Source organism: Nesterenkonia sphaerica, assembly GCF_005771565.1.
GTDB classification, from domain to species: Bacteria; Actinomycetota; Actinomycetes; order Actinomycetales; family Micrococcaceae; genus Nesterenkonia; species Nesterenkonia sphaerica.
This window is the reverse complement of the sequence record NZ_VAWA01000001.1, coordinates 271,464-289,123: the sequence shown is the minus strand read 5'-3', so window position 1 is coordinate 289,123 and position 17,660 is coordinate 271,464. Positions and strand designations below refer to the sequence as shown.

Below are 17,660 nucleotides of genomic sequence, written 5' to 3'. Positions count from 1 at the left end.
TCCAGCCGCCCATGAGCTCAGTTCACGCGGTGCTGCTGGCCGGAGGGGCCGGCAGCCGGCTTGAGGGCAGGGACAAAGCCCTGCTGATCCGCCAGGGGCGCACCCTGCTGGACCACTGGACAGCAGCGCTTGACGAGCGCGGTGTCACCGGCGTCGTCGTCGGGCCCGCGCATCTGCGTCCGCACCTGCCGGTACACCTTCGGCTGACCCGTGAGCAGCCGCCGCTGAGCGGCCCCGCCGCAGCTGTCTGCGCCGGAGTGCGCGCCCTGCCTCCGGCAGCGACTGACGAGCCCGATGCGGCGGTGCTGCTGCTGTCGGTGGACACAGTGGACCCGGGACCGCTGCTGGACTGGCTGCGGCCCCGGCTGCCGGTGTTGAGGCCAGATGGTCATGATGCAGTAGTCCCGCAGGACGCTCACGGCAGGCTCCAGATGCTCAGCTGCGCCGTCCGCCTGGCCTGGCTGGGCCAACGGGTGGAGCGTCTGGAGCCCTCTCAGGCAGCCGGGAAGTCGCTGCGCTGGCTGATCGACGGGGTGTCAGCTGCGCACCCGGTACTCCCCTCCGAGATGGGCAATGACGTCGACACGGCCGAGGACGCCAGACGGCACAGTATCGAGCTGCCCCCCGCGGAGGGCCCGATCTAGTCCCCTGTGGTCCGAGCGATATGAGAGTCTGGTCACGACGGCCCCACCGGCAGTGACGAAAACCGCAAGGAGTCCCATGGCAGACGCTGACCACCCCGCACCGGCTCAGCCACCGGTTCACGAAGCAATTGAGCAGTGGGTCACGGAACTGACGCATCATCTCGAGATCGAGGACACCGAGGTGGACATTGACGAGCTGCTGAGGATAGCCGGTGAGGCCGCCCACACCGTCGTCCGGCCAGCCGCGCCGGTGACTACCTTCATACTCGGCTATGTCACCGGCTTGGCCGAGGCATCCGGCCAAGCCGATCACCACAAGGCGCTGAAGGCGGCGACGCAGGTGACGCGAAACCGGCTGCAACAGCGCTCCCAGGCGCCCAAGTGATCAAGCCCTCGTGTCCCACGATGCCATGGTGAGTTCCCCAGCCTCCTACGCGGAAGCCCGGCGTACCGCCGGGGCCGCAGCCACGCTCCCCCCGGTGCAGCGTGGCCTGAAAGACAGCATCGGGGGCCTGTTGACCGAACCCATCACTGCGCAGCTGGACATCCCCCATACGGCCACCTCCGCCATGGACGGCTGGGCAGTCAGCCTCACGGATCAGCCTCAGTGGAGGCTCAGAGGCGAGGGTGCCCAGCGCCCCGACGCTGTGCTGGAAGCACTTGCTCCCGGGGAGGCGGCCGAGATCGTCACCGGCTCGCCTGTTCCAGCCGGCACGCATTCGGTCCTCCGCACGGAGCACGGTCAGGTGGTCAGCACCGCTGCCGAGGCCGCGCAGCTGAGGTCCCACTCTGCGACACCGGACCTGGAACCGGGACGGAACATCCGGCCAGCGGCCGCTGAGGCCAAGAGCGGCCAGCTGTTGTGCTCCCCCGGGCAGGTGGTGACCCCCGCCATAGCTGCCACCGCCGCCGTAGCCGGACACGACACACTCACCGTGGTCCCGGCTCCACGAGTGCGCCTGATTCTCACCGGCGGGGAAGTCATCACCTCCGGTATTCCGCGAATCGGCCAGGTCCGCGACGTCTTCGGCCTGGCGCTGCCGGCGATGATCTCCGCTATGGGCGCCGAGCTGGCTGATTCCCGCAGAGCTGAGGACGACGTCGCCGCCGTGGTTGAGCTGATTGACTCAGCCTCCGCTGACCTCATCATCACCACCGGCGGAACTGCGGGCTCTGCTGCCGATGTGCTGCGTCCGGCGCTGGCTCGCCTCGGCGCAGAGATTCTGGTGGAGTCCGTACAGATGCGGCCCGGGCACCCGGCGCTGCTGGCTCGCCGGGGCAGCACGCTTGTTCTCGGGCTGCCCGGAAACCCGCTGGCCGGCTTCACCGCGCTCGCCGTCCTGGGAGAACCTCTCATCCGAGCGCTGCGCGGGGCCGTGCCTGCAGTGACCTCGTGCACGCGCCCTGCCGGAAGTGACCTGCAGGGCCCCCGTGCTGGAGTCCGGATCATACCGGCCCAGATCCGCGACCACGCCGTCCACCCCGTTTCACATAGCAAGGCGCATATGATGCGCGGCCTGGCTCAGGCGCACGCCTTCGCCGTGGTCCCCGCCGGCGGAGCACCAGCCGGAACGCCGGTGGAATGTCTGGATGTGCCAGGGGCCTCACCCCCGGCTCGACCCCTGCAGGGAGACTGACAATGGGACGCATCACGCAGCGCAAGCAGGTCACCCGGGTCTACCGCGACGGTCAAAGTTCACACACCACCGCGGAAGGGTCTGCGGAAAGGTTCGCCCTGCGCACCAAACAGGACGTCCTCGCAGCGGAGGAACCATTGGAGATCCGGCTCGGCGGCGAGTCTTTCACCGTGACCATGCGGACCCCAGGCAATGACTTCGAGCTCGTCGCCGGGTTCTTGGTTGCCGAGGGCATGCTGAGCTCCGCGCAGGATCTGCACAGCATGCGCTACTGCGCCGGTACTGACGAACTGGGAAATCAAACGTATAACGTCATTGACTGCGCGGTGGATCCGCAGCGAGTCCAGCCGGTGGCCGGCGGCCGGCGCCACGTGCTCACCACCTCAGCCTGCGGCATATGCGGGACTGCCTCCATCGATGCGGTGGAGAAGACGCTGCCGGCCGCCTCCGGCCGGGGGCCCGGTCTCAGCATCACTGCGGAAACCATGCTGCAGTTGCCGGATACGCTGCGGGAGCACCAGAAGATCTTCGCCAAGACCGGGGGAGTCCATGCCGCTGGACTCTTCGACGCCGGGGGGACGCTGATGTGCCTCCGTGAGGACGTGGGCCGTCACAATGCGGTCGACAAAGTCGTGGGGTGGGCGCTCCTGGAGGATCAGCTGCCGCTGGCGGGGACTGTGCTGCAGGTATCGGGCCGGGCCTCGTTCGAACTGGTGCAGAAGGCGGCCCTGGCGGGAATCGAGATGCTCAGCGCCGTGGGAGCGCCCTCTTCCTTGGCGGTGGACCTTGCCGAACGCGCTGGGCTGACTCTGGTCGGATTCTCCCGTGGGCACAGCGCAAACATCTACACCCACAGTCATCGGATCAAGGCGAGGCTAGACTGGCCGTCCCAGGAGGCCGTCAGTGCAGCACCTCGACCATCCCCTCGATAAGGAGCCTGCAATGCCCCACACCGTCAACGCCGTGGTTGTCGCCGAGAAGAACGCCGCCGCTGAGATCCATCAGATCATCGTCCCTGACCCGGGACCCGGTGAGGTCGTCGTCGACGTCCTCACCTGCGGGGTCTGCCAGACCGATCAGCACTTCCAGCAGGGTGAGGTGGGGGACAACTTCCCCTACCTGCTCGGACACGAAGCCACCGGCCGGGTCGCGGAGGTCGGCCAGGGAGTCACCTCCGTTGCCGTCGGCGACAAAGTCATCCTCAACTGGCGCGCCGTCTGCGGCGAGTGCCGAGCCTGCCGGAAAGGCGAGCCCAAATACTGCTTTGACACGCACAACGCCTCGCAGAAGATGACCCTGACCGATGGCACAGAACTTGAACCGGCTCTGGGCATCGGTGCGTTCGCCGAGAAGACCCTGGTGGCCGCGGGACAGTGCACGGTGATTGACGACGTGCCTGACTCTGCGAATGCCGCCGTCGGGCTCCTGGGCTGCGGAGTCATGGCCGGGATCGGAGCAGTGCTCAACACCGCACAGGTCCAGCGCGGTGAATCCGTCGCCGTCATCGGCGTCGGGGGTGTCGGCACCGCAGCCGTGGTCGGCGCGAAGCTCGCCGGAGCCACCACCATTATCGCCGTGGACATCGATGACCGGAAGCTGGAACAGGCGCGCCGGCTCGGTGCCACGCACACCGTGAACTCCCGGCAGACTGACCCGGTCGAGGCGGTCCGGGCACAGACCGGGGGATTCGGCGCAGACGCCGTGATCGACGCCGTCGGGCGTCCGGAAACCTACCGGCAGGCGTTCTACGCCCGCGATCTTGCCGGACGAGTGGTCCTGGTGGGTGTCCCTGACCCTTCAGCGAGCATCGAGCTGCCGCTGATCGAGGTTTTCGGCCGGGGCGGGGCGCTGAAGTCCTCGTGGTACGGCGACTGCCTGCCCTCACGTGACTTCCCGATGCTGGTGGACCTCTACCGGCAGGGCAGGATTGACCTCGATGCCTTCGTCACCGAACGCACTAGCCTGGACAAGGTGCAGGAGGCCTTCGACACCATGAACCGCGGCGACGTGCTGCGCACTGTCGTTGAGCTCTCCGCATGAGACCAGCAGCGACCACGGAGCAGGAGAAAAAATGAAGAATGCACGCATTGAGCATCTGGAGACCTCGGGCACCTTCTCGCTGGACGGCGGCACGTGGGAGGTGCAGAACAACGTGTGGATCGTCGGCGACGACCACGAGGTCATCGTCATAGACCCCGCCCACGACGCAGACGCCGTCGCCTCAGCGGTCAGCGGCAGGAGAGTCGCCGCAATCCTCCTCACCCACGGCCACGACGACCATATCCGTCAGGCCCTGGAGGTCCGGGAGAAGATTGGTGGAAACATCCACCTCAATCCCGAAGACCGAATGCTGTGGGATCAGGTTCATGGGCACACCGGCCCTGATGCTGAGATTGCCGACGCAGACACCTTCGAGGTCGCGGGCGCCGCACTCCGCGCGATCCACACCCCGGGGCACTCTCCGGGGTCCACCTGCTTCTATTCGACGGACTTGGGGGACAACCCCGTCCTGTTCTCCGGAGACACCCTGTTCCAGGGCGGACCAGGGGCTACGGGGCGGTCTTACAGCAGCTTCGACACCATCGTCGACTCGATCCGGACTAGGCTGCTCGACCTCCCCGCCGAGACGGTGGTGCACACCGGCCACGGTCCCTCGACGACTATCGGTGAAGAAGCTTCCAACATCTAGAAGCGAGAAACCTCCAGTGTGTAGGCTGAAGAGTGGGCGACGTTGTGATCTCGTCCACATTCGCAGTTGACAGTGAGGGAGGGACCATGACCCAGCCACCTACACCGCCCAACGGGGACCAGCCGCAGCCGGATCCACACCAGCCGCCCCAGAGCCCACCGCAGCAGTTCCAGGGGTACCACGCGCCCCGGGAGCAGAATCCCAACGCCGCTGGTTTCTTCAGAGCACTGTTCGACTTCAGCTTCCGAAGCTTTGTCACCATCAAGTTCGCTGCGATCATCTACGGGATTGCGCTGCTGCTGATTGGGATTCTTGCGCTGGTGGGGATTATTGTCTCGTTCATCACCATGACCGAGGAGCCAGCGGCAGGCCTACTGATGCTGCTGCTCGTGCTTGTGGCCGCCCCGTTCTACCTGATCCTCATCCGGTTGACCCTGGAGCTGTATGTCTCAATGATCCGTACCGCGCAGAACACGGCGGCTACCACCACTGAGCTGGAGAACCTGCGCCGGGAGCTGGCCGAGCGCCGCTGAAGACCCACGGCCGCCGGCGGGGCGAAGTGACCTCCCCCGCCCGGATCCTGCGCGCCAGTGGCCCCACTGTGCCCAGCTTTTCGAAATCCCGCCGCCGTAGCGTAGACTGGGTGAGCACACTCCGGATAATCCCGTTTATCTGTGCAGACTCCTGGCTCGCCCGGTCTCCGGTCGGTAGGTCCAGTTGAGCGTTGATTTCGTCACGGGTCGATTCCGGAAAACCCTCGTGGTCCGTCCCCGTGAACTGTCCAGCGTGATATCACATGATGAATCCTGCTGTGCCCCTGCACGGCTGCGCGAAGCGCCAGCCGTTCGAGCACCAGTGGTCTGAAGACTCATGCACTGTTGAGACAGGCGGCGGGGACGTCGCCGCACCAATGTGACAAGGAGTCACCGTGACCGAAACCACCCAACCTGATCTGCCACCATTCAGCGCCCTCGGACTCTCCCCACACGTGCTGGGCACCATCGAGAAGATGGGCTATGAGACCCCGTCCCCCATTCAGGCGGAGACCATTCCGCACCTCGTGGCGGGCCGGGACGTCGTCGGTCTCGCTCAGACCGGCACCGGCAAGACGGCAGCGTTTGCGCTGCCGGCCCTGACCCATATGGCAGAGGACCACGCCGCCGGAGACCTCGGCCCCCTGCCCAACACGCTGGTTCTGGCGCCCACCCGGGAACTGGCCATCCAGGTCGCAGAGGCGTTCTCCTCCTACTCGGCTCAGCTTGAAGGCATCTCGGTGCTGCCGATTTACGGCGGGGCCCCCTACGGTCCGCAGCTGCAGGGGCTTCGCCGAGGCGCGAACGTGATTGTGGGGACCCCAGGACGGGTCATCGATCACATGTCCAAAGGCTCACTGGACCTTAGCGAGGTCAAGCACCTGATCTTGGACGAGGCCGATGAGATGCTCCGCATGGGCTTCGCCGAGGAGGTCGACAAGATCCTCGCCCAGACCCCTGACAACAAGCAGGTGGCGCTGTTCTCAGCGACGATGCCCAAAGCCATTCGCAGGATCTCGGAGGACTACCTCAACGATCCGGTGGAGGTGTCGGTCAAGGCCAAGACCACCACAAGTGCGAACATTCGCCAACGGTTCGTCTTCATCAAACACCACGCCAAGCCCGAAGCTCTGGTCCGCATTCTGGAGACCGAACCGCACGATGCCGCGATCGTGTTCGTCCGGACCCGATCAGCCACTGAAGAGGTCGCCAATAAGCTCACCGCCCGTGGGTTCCGCGCCACCGCCATCAACGGGGACATCCCGCAGAACCTCCGGGAGAAGACGGTGGAGTCGCTCAAAGACGGACGGATCGACCTGCTCGTGGCCACCGACGTGGCTGCCCGTGGGCTGGACGTGGAACGCATCAGCCATGTCTTCAACTACGACATCCCTCTGGACACTGAGTCGTATGTGCACCGCATCGGCCGCACCGGCCGCGCCGGCCGTTCCGGGGAGGCCATCCTGTTCGTGACGCCCCGGGAGCGGCGCATGCTGCGGTCGATCGAGAAGGCCACACGCCAGCCGGTGGAGCAGATGAACCTGCCCACTGTCGCTGACGTCAACGCCTCCCGGCTGGACCGGTTCTCGGAGCGGATCACACAGACCCTGGCCACCGAGGATTTGGAGGACTACAGGGACCTGGTGACCAGCTATGTCGCTGAGCACAATACTCCGGCTGAGGATGTTGCGGCAGCACTGGTGGCGGTCGTCCACGACGGCCGGCCGCTGTTGTTGGATGAAAAGGCAGAGGATGAGCTGGCTCGCGCCGCACAGAACTTCGATCGGGAAGACCGCACCGCGCGTGATCGCGGCCCCCGAGACGGCGCTGCCCGGGAGCGGGCACCGCGTGCCAAGGGAGCCCCTGCCGTGGCGGGCCCCGGAAACGCCATGTACAAGATTGCTGTCGGCCGGCAAGCAGGTGTCGCCCCCGGCCACATCGTCGGCGCCATCGCTAATGAGGCAGGACTCTCGGCACGCCAAATTGGAAGCATCGACATCCGTCCCACGCATTCATTGGTGGAGCTTCCCGAGACGCTGACCAAGGACCAGTGGGCTGCGCTGTCAAAGACTCGGATCGGCGGTGAGTTGATCAGGCTGGAACGTGACTCGGGTCCGCACGGAACGTTCAGCGGTGGCAGGAAGAGCGACGCGGGAAAGCGCCGCACCGGGTTCGACAATGACCGACCCGCCAAGAAAGGCCCGAAGAAGCCGCGGTGGCGCGACCGATAGGGGCGTCACTGCCGAGGCCGTCCTGGGGAGTCCGTCGAGGCGCTCCAGGGCGCCTTTGGAGCTGCTGACCAGATGCGTCTGAGTACACTGCATCGGTACCCCAGCACCGAGGGAAAGGACCAGTGATGACTGACCTCACCGCTCAGGACCTCATCACCCGACTCAACGACATCGGCACGTGCATGTTCACCACGGTGGACTCCGCTCAGCGGCTGGTCTCCCGGCCCATGGCGGTGAGCCACATCGATGACCAGCATCAGCTATGGTTCTTCACCCCGGCCGGGTCTGAGAAGAACGAGGAGGTGCTCGGCGACGGGCACGTCAACCTTGCGTTCGTTGCTGACAAGACGTGGATCTCTGTCACCGGCACGGCCACTGTGGTCGACGACGCGCAGAAGAAGCTGGAGCTGAAGGACCTCGGGGCGCAAGCCTACTTCGCCGAGGGGGCAGAAGACCCCGAGGCTCGACTGCTCCGGGTGGAACCGGACAACGCTCACTATTGGGAGGGCCCCGGCAAGGCGGTGGCGCTGGTGAAGCTTGTGGCCTCTGCCGTATCCGAGGGCACGCCCCATATGGGGGACAAAGGCCGCGTCGGCCTCTGAACCACGGATCCCGTCGATCGGCGCAACATCCGGTAGGACACCGGCGTGACATACGCGGGAAGTCCCACCGGATGTTGCGTTTAAGCCACTTCTCGCGCCTGAAATGGGACATTCTATGGGACAACTGCGCATTGCCGCCCCTGACATCCCATTCCATGTAGCAGTGAACCAGCGGCCAGTCGCGTGACCGTGCGGGAGTCGTTCAGCTGCGGCCCAGACTGTGCCGCAGCGCGGTCTCCAGGTGCGGATGGCGGAAGCCGTAGCCTAGCTGCACCGCGCGCTCAGCGCTGACGTGCTGGTCAGCAAGCACAATCTCGTGGGCACCTTCGCTCCCCAGCAGGAGCTTCGGCCCGAAGGCCGGCACGGGAATAGCCGAAGGCCTGCGCAACACATTGCCCAGCGTGGTGGCGTACTCACGCGCGGTCACCGGGTGGGGCGCCACACCGTTGACCGGACCTTCAGCATCGGGGTTCAGCAGCAGGTGCACAATCAGTGCCGCCAGGTCATCGAGGCTGATCCAGCTCTGCACCTGATCCCGGCCCAGCGGGCCGCCGGCGCCGGCTGCGAAGAGCGGAAGCAGCTGCTGCAGCGCACCGCCGGAGGGGGACTGCACAATCCCGGTGCGGATCATGGCCACCCGCACACCAGACGCTTCGGCCCGGCGCGCCGCCTCTTCCCAGGCGTGACACACCCCTGCCAGGAAATCGGTGCCCACCGGGGTGGTCTCCTCCAGCACCGTCTTCCGGTGAGTTCGGTCAACCGGGCTTGCGCCGTACCATCCGATGGCCGAGCCGCTGATCAGCGCCCTGCCACGCCCGTCCTGGCGTTCCGCACGTGCGAGTGCATCGGCGATCACAGTGGTGCCCGCAATCCGGGAGTCGCGGACCCGGCGCTTGTGTTCAGCAGTGAAGCGGGAGGCCAGTGGGTGCCCAGCGAGGTGAATCACGGCGTCCACCTCAGCAAGTGCGACCTCGTCAATTCGCCCGCCCGCCGGGTCCCACCGGATGTCTGTACTGGCCCCAGGTCCGGCGCCGGGACTTCGGCTGGACTCGCCGCTGAGGTCCCGGCGCACCAGGCGCCGCACCTGAATGCCTGCTCCGCCGAGGAGGGCGCACACCTGGGTGCCGATCAACCCCGAGGCGCCGGAGACCGCCACCACACGGGGCACCTGTCGCGTGGGGGCGGGGCCGTCCTGGCGCGTGTATTGCTGCGTGGCGAGGGTTCCATGGCTCTGGTGGAAGGCCAGGTCCTCAGTGGTCTGCCGGGTGCGGAAGTCGAAGATGCGCCGCAGCTCGTCACTGAACAGCCTGTCGATGAGACTGCCCACCCCGTGGGGCAGCCGCGGAAGGAGGGGGAACTCGTAGGTGACCGTCTCCTGCAATATGGTCCCGGCGCCCTCGTCGCTGAACCGCCGGTCATGCTGCCAACGGCGCATCGGCCCGGAGACCATGACATCACTGAAGCTGCGACCCTGCTCAAAGTCCTCATGGCGTGAGGTCCAGGTCAGGCTGCTGGGTATCCGGAAGGGCAGCACGGTACTCAGCGACGCCGCGGCAGCGGCTGCACTCGTCCCCAGAAGTCCGGGGAGGTTCAGCCTGATGACTGAGCCTGCACCATTGACCGGTCCGCCGACGGGCTCCTCGACGACTGAACCTGCAAACGGAGGGTGGAGCCGTGTCAGCGCGCCGGGTCGGGTGTACCAGGTGAAAACGTCCTCACGTGGGAACGGCAGATACGTCTCGTACTGGAACTGGGGCATCAGAACTCCTGAAAGTCTCGCCGAGGACCCGTGACCGCAAGAAAGCGGTGGGCCAATTGGGAAGACCGTAGCACCGCCGCGCGAGTGTGCGCTGAAGACGCCTCTCCTTTGGGGGAGCCGGAGACCTTTCAGGACCTCGACGCAACGGCGGTGACGAATTTGAGGGAGAGTCGGCACCAGTGCTAATGTTTACTGCCGTTGCCCCAATAGCTCAGTGGTAGAGCGCAGTCTTGGTAAGACTGAGGTCCCGGGATCGATTCCCGGTTGGGGCTCCACCGTATGGCCCGCGGCACAGCAATCCTTCCCCCACCAGTGAGGTGCGAGGATCCTGCGCCCGGGCCATACTTGTCAGAAATGTGAGCGCCTACGCACCGCCTGAGGCGCTTTGACCAGGTGAAGCGCGTGTGGAAAAATAGCTCCTTGGACATTTCCGCACTGAAAGCTCCCTCCGGTGCTTCTCAAGGGCGGATATGGTCGTGGCGGTGTAGCTCAGCTGGTTAGAGCGCACGACTCATAATCGTGAGGTCGGGGGATCGAGCCCCCCCACCGCTACAGGGGAACTGTTCCCGCAACTATGACAATGGGTCTCCAGCTGGTACGCACCAGCAGGAGGCCCATTTCACATGCAGCGGCTTGTCTTCCCGTCCGGCGAGGGGCACTCAGGCGCCACCGAGGCCGTTGAGCAGGATCCAGAAGATACCTAGCCCGACCGCCGCCGCAAGCAGGCCCAAGCCGGTACCGAAGAGTGCGCGGACTGGGGTGGAGGCACCGGCCGGCACCATGGCCGGCAATGCAAGACCGCACACCGCACCGATGACCGCCATGGCCCCCATTTGTGCGGGGACGATCCAGTTGTCGGTGCTTGGGCCGTCCAAGAACGACGCCGCCACCGGGAGACTCAGGGCTCCCGCGCCGAGCAATATCGCCACGCCGATCACGCGTTGGAAGGTCTTGGCCATGATGTCCTCCTTGCGGAAGAGGCATAATCCCGGGCGTCACACGATTGGCGCCTGTGGTACCGCAACATTACTCCGGTCGGCACGCAATGACAGGTTCTCCCGGCCGACCCACCTCGACCACGCTGGTATTGATCTCACATACCTGGGCACGACTTGTGAGATGAGCGTTGCACCGACTTAATGGCGACACAATCCCCCGGAAACGCCGCCCAGACACTCTGGAAGGACTCGTCCCCGCATCCCGGGGTGGTTCTTCAGGAGGAAGAGAGTCCCATGTCCTATGTGAAACCTTCAGACTTGGCCGTCCGCATGATCGACGCCGGTGCCCAAAAATCATTCATGTCCACTCGCGACACCATCATCCGGGCCTATATGGGCGGAGCCATCCTCGGGCTCGCCGCCGCATTCGCCATCACTATCACTGCGCAGACCGGCAGCGCACTCGTGGGAGCGATGCTGTTCCCCGTCGGATTCGTGCTGCTTTACCTCATGGGTTTCGACCTACTCACCGGTGTCTTCACACTGGTCCCACTGGCGCTGTTGGACAAGCGCCGCGGAGTCACCGTGAAGTCCATGTTCCGCAATTGGGGTCTGGTGTTCCTCGGTAACTTCTTCGGGGCGTTCACCGTGGCGGTGCTCATGGCTATCTACTTCACGACCGGGTTCGCCACTCCACCCGATGCGGTAGGGGTGGCCCTGATGGAGATCGGCCACGGCAGAACCGTCGGATATGCAGAATACGGAGCAGCAGGCATGTTGACGCTGTTCGTCCGGGCCATTCTCTGCAATTGGATGGTCTCCACCGGCGTAGTGGCCGCCATGATGTCAGACAGTGTGCCAGGAAAAGTGATCGGCATGTGGCTGCCCATCATGCTTTTCTTCTACATGGGATTCGAGCACTCGATTGTGAACATGTTCCTCTTCCCCGTCGCTCTCCTGATGGGCGGAGATTTCACCGTCATCGACTACCTCATATGGAATGAGATCCCCACCGTTCTGGGGAACCTGATTGGGGGACTGACATTCGTGGGACTGACCATCTACATCACTCACCGGCGCACCCGGCCCAGCAGAGAAAACCCGGCGATGAACGAAGCACAGCCAGCAGGTGTCTGAACCGGTTCACCCCACCGCGCGGAACGGCCGACATGGATGACTATGTGGCGCCCGGGCCCGGGGTGGGGTTTCTGGCGTCCGCACCGGAGCCGCCCAAAGATGCTCTCCGAAAAGGTTCAGACCGCGAGCTTGTAGCCCCGCTTGACCACCGTCTGCACCACAGCAGGGGCCTGAAGCGATTTCCGGAGGCGCGAGACCAGCATCTCCAAAGCGCGTTCGCTGTCGCAGAGGGGCAACATCTCCAGCAGCTCTTCTCGGCTGAGGACCGTACCGTCCGCCATCACCAGTTCGCGCAGCAGAGCTAGGGGAGCCGGCGAGAGGCGCACAGGTGCGGTGGGAGTGTGCGGAAATCGCACCTGGTGTCCGCGGATCTCCATGGTGCCATGGGCAGTTTCAGCCCTGACGATGTGATGGGACTCCAAATGGTCACAGACCTTCTTGATCAGCGCACCAAGACGCCACCGGTGTGGAACAATCGCCTCCACGCCCGCCTCGGCTAAGGGGTGCGCGGTCACCGCACCTACTGCAGCGGTGAGGACATCCGTCTGAAGAGCAGCGATGAGTTCCTCGCGCTTGCCATACTGCTGGGCCACGCCGAGAAAAGCTTCCACTGCCGGCGCCGCGGTAAAGGGGCTCTTCGCAGATGAGGGTGTAGTAACCGCTGGCGTGGCGATGCGCAGATAGACGTCGAGGCCTTCCGAAGATGGAAGTTCTCACACTGCCCATCTAGAAAGACCTCGACGTGGCCAAGCCTACTTTCACCACCCCGGACATCGATAGTTTCTGCCTGGTCGATCAGCTCGGACTCACCATCACCGGCCAACGCCTCGAAGAACACCGAGCCGTGTTGGAATGCCGAGTCCTCCACCACGACCCCTGGTGCCGAGAATGCGGCGCCGAGGGCGTCTCCATCGGCACCGTGGTGCGCCGGCTGGCGCACGTTCCGCTGGGATGGCGGCCCACCACCCTCCTGGTTCGAGTGCGCCGCTACCGGTGCGCTGACTGCGCCCGAGTCTGGCGCCAAGACACCAGCAGCGCCGCCCCGCCCCGAGCGAAGCTCAGCCGCCCTGCGGTGCTCTGGGCGCTGAAATCACTGGTGATCGACCGCATGTCAGTCACCCGAATCGCCGCCGGACTCGGGGCCGCCTGGCACACCGTCAACGACGCGGTCCTCACCGCCGGAACCAAGCTGCTGATCAATGATCGGGCCCGGTTCCAGGGGGTCAAGGTCTTAGGAGTCGATGAGCACTGTTGGCGCCACACCGGTCGCGGCAGTCACTTCGTGACCGTGATCATCGATCTGACCCCGGTCCGCAACGGCACCGGGGCGGCACGGCTGCTCGACATGATCCCGGGCCGTTCCAAGCAGGTCTTCAAGACCTGGCTCGACGCCCAGAGCGCAGACTTCCGAGACGGGATCGCTGTGGTGGCCATGGACGGGTTCACCGGATTCAAGACCGCCGCCGCCGAAGAGCTGCCACAGGCGACCGCGGTGATGGACCCATTCCACGTGGTCGCCCTTGCAGGTGATGCGCTGGATCGGTGCCGCCAGCGGGTTCAACAGGACACCCTGGGGCACCGGGGACGTTCCGGTGACCCGCTCTACGGGACCCGGAGGACGCTGCGGACCGGCGCTGATCTGCTCACCGAGAAGCAGCATCAGCGGCTGCAGAAGGTCTTCACAGAGGATGAACATGTCGAGGTCGAAGCGACCTGGAGGATCTATCAGAAGATCGTCGCCGCTTACCGCAACCCCTCGAAGATCGAGGGCAAGAACCAGCTGGAGGATGTCATCGCTTCGCTGCGGCGGGCGGTGCCGCGCCGATTGCACGAGTTGATCAGTCTGGGTCGGACCTTCAATCGCAGGGCTGCGGACATCCTGGCCTACTTCGACAGGCCTGGCACTTCTAATGGGCCCACAGAAGCGATCAACGGCAGGCTCGAACACCTGCGGGGAACTGCCCTGGGGTTCCGGAATCTCGCTCATTACATCACCAGATCGTTGCTGGACACTGGCGGCTTCAGACCGTTGCTACACCCTCATCTGCGATGAGCCGGATAAGTCCCCTCCCCCTTGCCGGTTCGACATGCGCACGAGTGCCACAGCTGCAATCACGGTGAGCCCGAGGGCCCCGACAAGGGGGTGCACACCCGCCAGCAGGGCGAGGCCGACCCCGGAAAAAGCTACGTGGCCCATGCCGTCACCAATGAGGGACTGCCCGCGCTGCACGACGAAACTCCCGACGAGGGGCGCCGTAGCAGCAATCAGGGTGCAGGCAATCACTGCCCGCTGCATGAACTCCATCTCAAGCACGGCTCACGCCACCGCGCCCAAGGCAGAGGACACTTGTGGGGGGCCGGGGGCGGGTCTCACGTGTCCGTCACGAACTTCAAGCACCCGCCGCGCCAGGCCTTCGAATCCAGCTGGATCATGGCTGATATAGACCACGGCGAGACCCTCAATGCTGACCAGATGTTCCAAAGAATCCCGTAGCGCGGTTCTTGCCTCAGTGTCTACTCCACTGGTGGGTTCGTCGAGAAACAGCAGGCGCGGTGTGGTGACCAGGGAACGGGAGATCAATGCCCGTTGCTGCTGCCCGCCGGAGAGCTGGGAGAACCGGCGGCGACGCAGCTGCTGCAGTCCCATGAGGTCCATGACGTGCTCAATACGTTCCTCTTGCGTTGATGAAGCACGTCGCAGGGGCCGCAGCTGACCTGCCAATCCACTGCGGACGACTTCCTCAACGCTGATCGGCAGAGCAGCGGCAACTGCCACCTGCTGGGGCACGTAGCCGATCAAGGACCAGTGACGGAACCGGTGCACCTGCGTGCCGAACAGCCGGATGACACCGTGGGTGGGCTGGATCAGACCCAATGCCAAACGCGCCAGAGTGGACTTACCATTACCGTTGGGACCGACCAGGGCAGTGCACTCTCCTGCGCAAATGCTCAGTGAGATTCCGCTCAGGATGGGCTGGCGCTCGTAGGCAAATCCCACGCGGTCAAATTCCAGAACCGGGGTCATCGTGTGGCTCGACCCAGTCAATTGCAACCTAGCGCCGTGGCAAAGGTTTCCGCCTGGGCGCGCAGCAGAGCTGGATAGCCCTGTGCTTCGTGTTCCTCGACCACCACGTCAAGCGGGTAAATATCGAGTACTTCGGTTCCCGTTTCGCGGGCGACAGCTTCGGTATCAGCGCGGCCGTCCACCGGCTCGGCCAGCACGGACTCGAATCCGTTCTCCTCGATTTCCGTGACCAGTTTGGCCAGCTCACCACCGGATGCCCCGCCCTCACCAGAGGCAAGGCTGTCCACCGCATGTTGGGTGTGACCGTATGGTTCCAGGAGGTACCCGTAAGCAGCATGGCTGACGATCGCTTCGTCGAAACGGCAGTCCTGGTCGAGCAGTTCCTCGATGTCATCCCGGGTTCCCAGCAATGTTTCTCCAACGCCCCGGGCGTTGGCGCGGTATGTCCCGGCCTTATCAGGATCGGCGGCAGCAAAGGCTTCTCCGGTCTGCATAGCGACCTCTGCCATGATCCAGGGGTCGAACCATACATGCGGATCAAACACCGCCTCTGCGTGGGCATGCGCATTATCTTCGTCCTCATGAGCATGCGGGTCCGCGGAAGTGGCCGGTATTCGGTCGTCACCCGCGATCGCGCTGGTATTGACGATTTCCCCTCCGGCAGCAGCAGTGGTCTCCTCCACTTGGGCCTGGTAACCGATATCACCCAGATACAGCACCACGTCTGACCCCTCGATAGCTTGTCGCTGTCCCGGCGTGAGCTCCAGGTCGTGGGCCTCTGCGCTGCCTGAACCGAGGAATTCGACGTCGGCTTCGGGAGCGACCTGTTGGGCCACCCATGCCAACGGATAGACCGCCGCCACCGCGCTCACCGCCTCACCGCCGGGCTCTTCCGAACCGGGCTCTTCCGAACCGGGCTCCGCATCGAGGTAGTCGTTGTCGCCGCCACCGCACCCGCTGAGGGCAAGAGCCAGAACGGCAAGGCCGGGCAGGACCAAACGCATGAATCATCCTCTTTCACCACCGGAGACTGTTGATAATGCGTCTCAATATTATATGGAGTATCCGTAGTCACGCGCCGTGATACAACCTACAATCGAGCTGAGCGCAAGGCTCAGCAGCCACGGTGAGAGGTGGAGGGATATGAGACCGCGACGTTTGAACGCTTGGATGTCCACAGGGTGCGTGGCGGCGTTGCTGCTGAGCTCCTGCGGCATGTTCGATGACGCAGACGAGGACTCCCCCGAGGAAAATGAGGCGGAGGCCGGTGAGGATCAGGACGACGTCGAGGAAGCCTCAGACGCCACCGATGGTGCACCGGAGACGGAGACCCATGAGGATGGTGAGGAGCAGGCCTCAGCATCCGGGGAGATTGCTCAGGCCCAGGACGGCAGCCGGGCGGTCCCGCCAGAGGAGGCGATCGCGTCCATCGAGTATGAGCTCAGTGAGGATGACTCGGTCATTGTCAGCGTGGCGACCTTGGAGGAGACCGAGGAGTTCCTCCTGATGGAGGTCTATTACTGGCCGCAATTGGAGCGCAGCGGTGAGGGGCTGACCATCCACGCCATGCTCGGGGAACAGGCTTCGAACACACCGGGCCCGCTGCCGCGGATCTATGACCGGGAGAACCTGAAGATCTACCGGCCATTCCACCACAATGACACCACCGGGGCTTTCGGGTCACCTAGCGCCGGCGACGGGGAGGCCATCTACTGGTGGGGGTTCTTCCCCCTACTGGAGGACAGTGTGGACAGCGTTGACATCGAGTTCGCCAGCGAACGCCCCCGCCTCGAGGACGTCCCTTTCCCTGACGCCTCCGGTGAGACCGGCGACGGCCCCCAGGGTGAGGAGGACGGGAACTGATGGCAGCCAGGGTGCCACCGGCTCTGGGCGCGGCGGCGGTGCTGGTGCTGCTCCCAGCAGTTCCCGCCCTGGCGGACGAGATCCAGGAGCGGCACGTGTGGGAAGAGGTCGACCGGGGCGAATTTGATGCATCAGATGCCGAAGGGCACGTCACTCGCCTGGACCCGGAGGGACACATCACCCGTCTGGACCCGGAAGGGCACGTCGACACTCTCGAGGACACCCGAGAAGAAGGAGGAGAGACGGTTATCTCGCTGTCGACAGATGTGCTCTTCGACGCATATGAGTGGGAGGTTCCGGATTCGGCTGCACACCGCCTCGAGGAGCTGGTCGAGGATGTGCCCGATGGCGCCGCGGTGTCTGTGACCGGACACACTGATTCCCGGCCCACCGGGGACCACGTGGACTTCGACAATCAGGAGCTCTCTGAGAACCGGGCCGAGGCGGTCGCTGAGGTCCTTCAGGCGGTGCGGCCGGATTTGGACTTGGAGGTCTCCGGCGTCGCAGACCAGGAGCCTGCGGTCCGGGAGGTTGAGGACGAGCCGGAGACCTTCGCGCAGAACCGCAGGGTGGAGATCGCCTACGACAGTGGATGAGCGCTA

At 64.7% G+C, this 17,660-nt stretch carries 19 protein-coding genes and 2 tRNA genes; 15 read left to right on the top strand and 6 right to left on the bottom strand.

Features of this window, described 5'->3' with window-relative positions:
* Positions 1–11 precede the first annotated feature (11 nt).
* The 9 genes from mobA (at position 12) to FEF27_RS01345 (ending at position 8,336) form a co-directional block, all read left to right on the top strand.
* Positions 12–644 (top strand): molybdenum cofactor guanylyltransferase, encoded by a 633-nt coding sequence (gene mobA / locus FEF27_RS01385; RefSeq protein ID WP_138169014.1) that lies wholly within the window; start codon positions 12–14, stop codon positions 642–644.
* A gap of 76 nt (positions 645–720) precedes the next feature.
* On the top strand, positions 721–1,029 hold the full coding sequence (locus FEF27_RS01380) for a DUF6457 domain-containing protein (RefSeq protein WP_243728909.1): 309 nt from the start codon (positions 721–723) through the stop codon (positions 1,027–1,029).
* 28 nt (positions 1,030–1,057) lie between these two features.
* Positions 1,058–2,281, top strand: coding sequence for a molybdopterin molybdotransferase MoeA (locus FEF27_RS01375; protein ID WP_208009562.1), 1,224 nt, complete (start codon positions 1,058–1,060; stop codon positions 2,279–2,281).
* A gap of 2 nt (positions 2,282–2,283) precedes the next feature.
* Positions 2,284–3,213, top strand: coding sequence for a formate dehydrogenase accessory sulfurtransferase FdhD (fdhD, locus tag FEF27_RS01370; RefSeq protein ID WP_138169012.1), 930 nt, complete (start codon positions 2,284–2,286; stop codon positions 3,211–3,213).
* A gap of 10 nt (positions 3,214–3,223) precedes the next feature.
* Complete coding sequence (locus tag FEF27_RS01365) at positions 3,224–4,321, top strand: S-(hydroxymethyl)mycothiol dehydrogenase (protein ID WP_138169011.1); 1,098 nt, start codon at positions 3,224–3,226, stop codon at positions 4,319–4,321.
* Positions 4,322–4,352: 31 nt separating this feature from the next.
* Positions 4,353–4,970, top strand: coding sequence for an MBL fold metallo-hydrolase (locus tag FEF27_RS01360; protein WP_138169010.1), 618 nt, complete (start codon positions 4,353–4,355; stop codon positions 4,968–4,970).
* Between the two features lie 86 nt (positions 4,971–5,056).
* The gene (locus tag FEF27_RS01355; RefSeq protein WP_138169009.1) at positions 5,057–5,503 is read left to right on the top strand and encodes a DUF4282 domain-containing protein; all 447 of its coding nucleotides are present in this window, start codon (positions 5,057–5,059) and stop codon (positions 5,501–5,503) included.
* Positions 5,504–5,898: 395 nt separating this feature from the next.
* A complete protein-coding gene (locus FEF27_RS01350) occupies positions 5,899–7,734 on the top strand; it encodes a DEAD/DEAH box helicase (RefSeq protein ID WP_243728907.1) in 1,836 nt (611 codons plus the stop codon).
* Between the two features lie 125 nt (positions 7,735–7,859).
* Positions 7,860–8,336, top strand: a complete 477-nt coding sequence (locus tag FEF27_RS01345; RefSeq protein ID WP_138169008.1) for a pyridoxamine 5'-phosphate oxidase family protein — start codon at positions 7,860–7,862, stop codon at positions 8,334–8,336.
* 202 nt (positions 8,337–8,538) lie between these two features.
* Here the strand turns inward: FEF27_RS01345 and FEF27_RS01340 are convergent, their stop codons facing one another.
* Entirely contained in the window at positions 8,539–10,095 is a 1,557-nt protein-coding gene (locus tag FEF27_RS01340) for a TIGR01777 family oxidoreductase (protein ID WP_138169007.1), read from the bottom strand.
* Positions 10,096–10,295: 200 nt separating this feature from the next.
* Between FEF27_RS01340 and FEF27_RS01335 the strand changes: the two genes are divergently transcribed.
* Positions 10,296–10,370: transfer RNA gene (locus FEF27_RS01335), tRNA-Thr, on the top strand.
* 203 nt (positions 10,371–10,573) lie between these two features.
* Positions 10,574–10,647, top strand: a tRNA-Met gene (locus FEF27_RS01330).
* A gap of 107 nt (positions 10,648–10,754) precedes the next feature.
* Here FEF27_RS01330 and FEF27_RS01325 read toward each other — a convergent pair.
* Positions 10,755–11,054, bottom strand: a complete 300-nt coding sequence (locus FEF27_RS01325) for a hypothetical protein (protein ID WP_138169006.1) — start codon at positions 11,052–11,054, stop codon at positions 10,755–10,757.
* Between the two features lie 273 nt (positions 11,055–11,327).
* On the opposite strand from FEF27_RS01325, the gene FEF27_RS01320 reads away from it, so the two are divergent.
* Positions 11,328–12,170, top strand: coding sequence for a formate/nitrite transporter family protein (locus tag FEF27_RS01320; RefSeq protein ID WP_138169069.1), 843 nt, complete (start codon positions 11,328–11,330; stop codon positions 12,168–12,170).
* Positions 12,171–12,286: 116 nt separating this feature from the next.
* On the opposite strand, the gene FEF27_RS01315 is transcribed toward FEF27_RS01320, so the two are convergent.
* Positions 12,287–12,763: a winged helix-turn-helix domain-containing protein gene (locus tag FEF27_RS01315; RefSeq protein ID WP_243728906.1), complete on the bottom strand. Its 477-nt coding sequence runs from the start codon at positions 12,761–12,763 to the stop codon at positions 12,287–12,289.
* A 149-nt stretch (positions 12,764–12,912) separates the two neighbouring features.
* Here FEF27_RS01315 and FEF27_RS01310 point away from each other — a divergent pair, with 149 nt between their 5' ends.
* Positions 12,913–14,223, top strand: a complete 1,311-nt coding sequence (locus FEF27_RS01310) for an ISL3 family transposase (protein ID WP_138169004.1) — start codon at positions 12,913–12,915, stop codon at positions 14,221–14,223.
* Here FEF27_RS01310 and FEF27_RS01305 read toward each other — a convergent pair.
* The 3 genes from FEF27_RS01305 to FEF27_RS01295 are packed head-to-tail and all read right to left on the bottom strand — an operon-like array spanning position 14,203 to position 16,199.
* Positions 14,203–14,475, bottom strand: coding sequence for a metal ABC transporter permease (locus FEF27_RS01305; RefSeq protein ID WP_243728936.1), 273 nt, complete (start codon positions 14,473–14,475; stop codon positions 14,203–14,205). The genes FEF27_RS01310 and FEF27_RS01305 overlap by 21 nt on opposite strands.
* Positions 14,476–14,487: 12 nt before the next feature.
* Positions 14,488–15,195: a metal ABC transporter ATP-binding protein gene (locus tag FEF27_RS01300; RefSeq protein ID WP_138169002.1), complete on the bottom strand. Its 708-nt coding sequence runs from the start codon at positions 15,193–15,195 to the stop codon at positions 14,488–14,490.
* A gap of 17 nt (positions 15,196–15,212) precedes the next feature.
* A complete protein-coding gene (locus FEF27_RS01295) occupies positions 15,213–16,199 on the bottom strand; it encodes a metal ABC transporter substrate-binding protein (RefSeq protein ID WP_138169001.1) in 987 nt (328 codons plus the stop codon).
* A 139-nt stretch (positions 16,200–16,338) separates the two neighbouring features.
* Here FEF27_RS01295 and FEF27_RS01290 point away from each other — a divergent pair, with 139 nt between their 5' ends.
* Both FEF27_RS01290 and FEF27_RS01285 read left to right on the top strand, forming a co-directional pair.
* Positions 16,339–17,058, top strand: coding sequence for a hypothetical protein (locus FEF27_RS01290; RefSeq protein ID WP_138169000.1), 720 nt, complete (start codon positions 16,339–16,341; stop codon positions 17,056–17,058).
* Entirely contained in the window at positions 17,058–17,654 is a 597-nt protein-coding gene (locus tag FEF27_RS01285; protein WP_138168999.1) for an OmpA family protein, read from the top strand. Before FEF27_RS01290 ends, FEF27_RS01285 begins: the two co-directional genes overlap by 1 nt.
* The last annotated feature ends 6 nt before the right edge of the window (positions 17,655–17,660 follow it).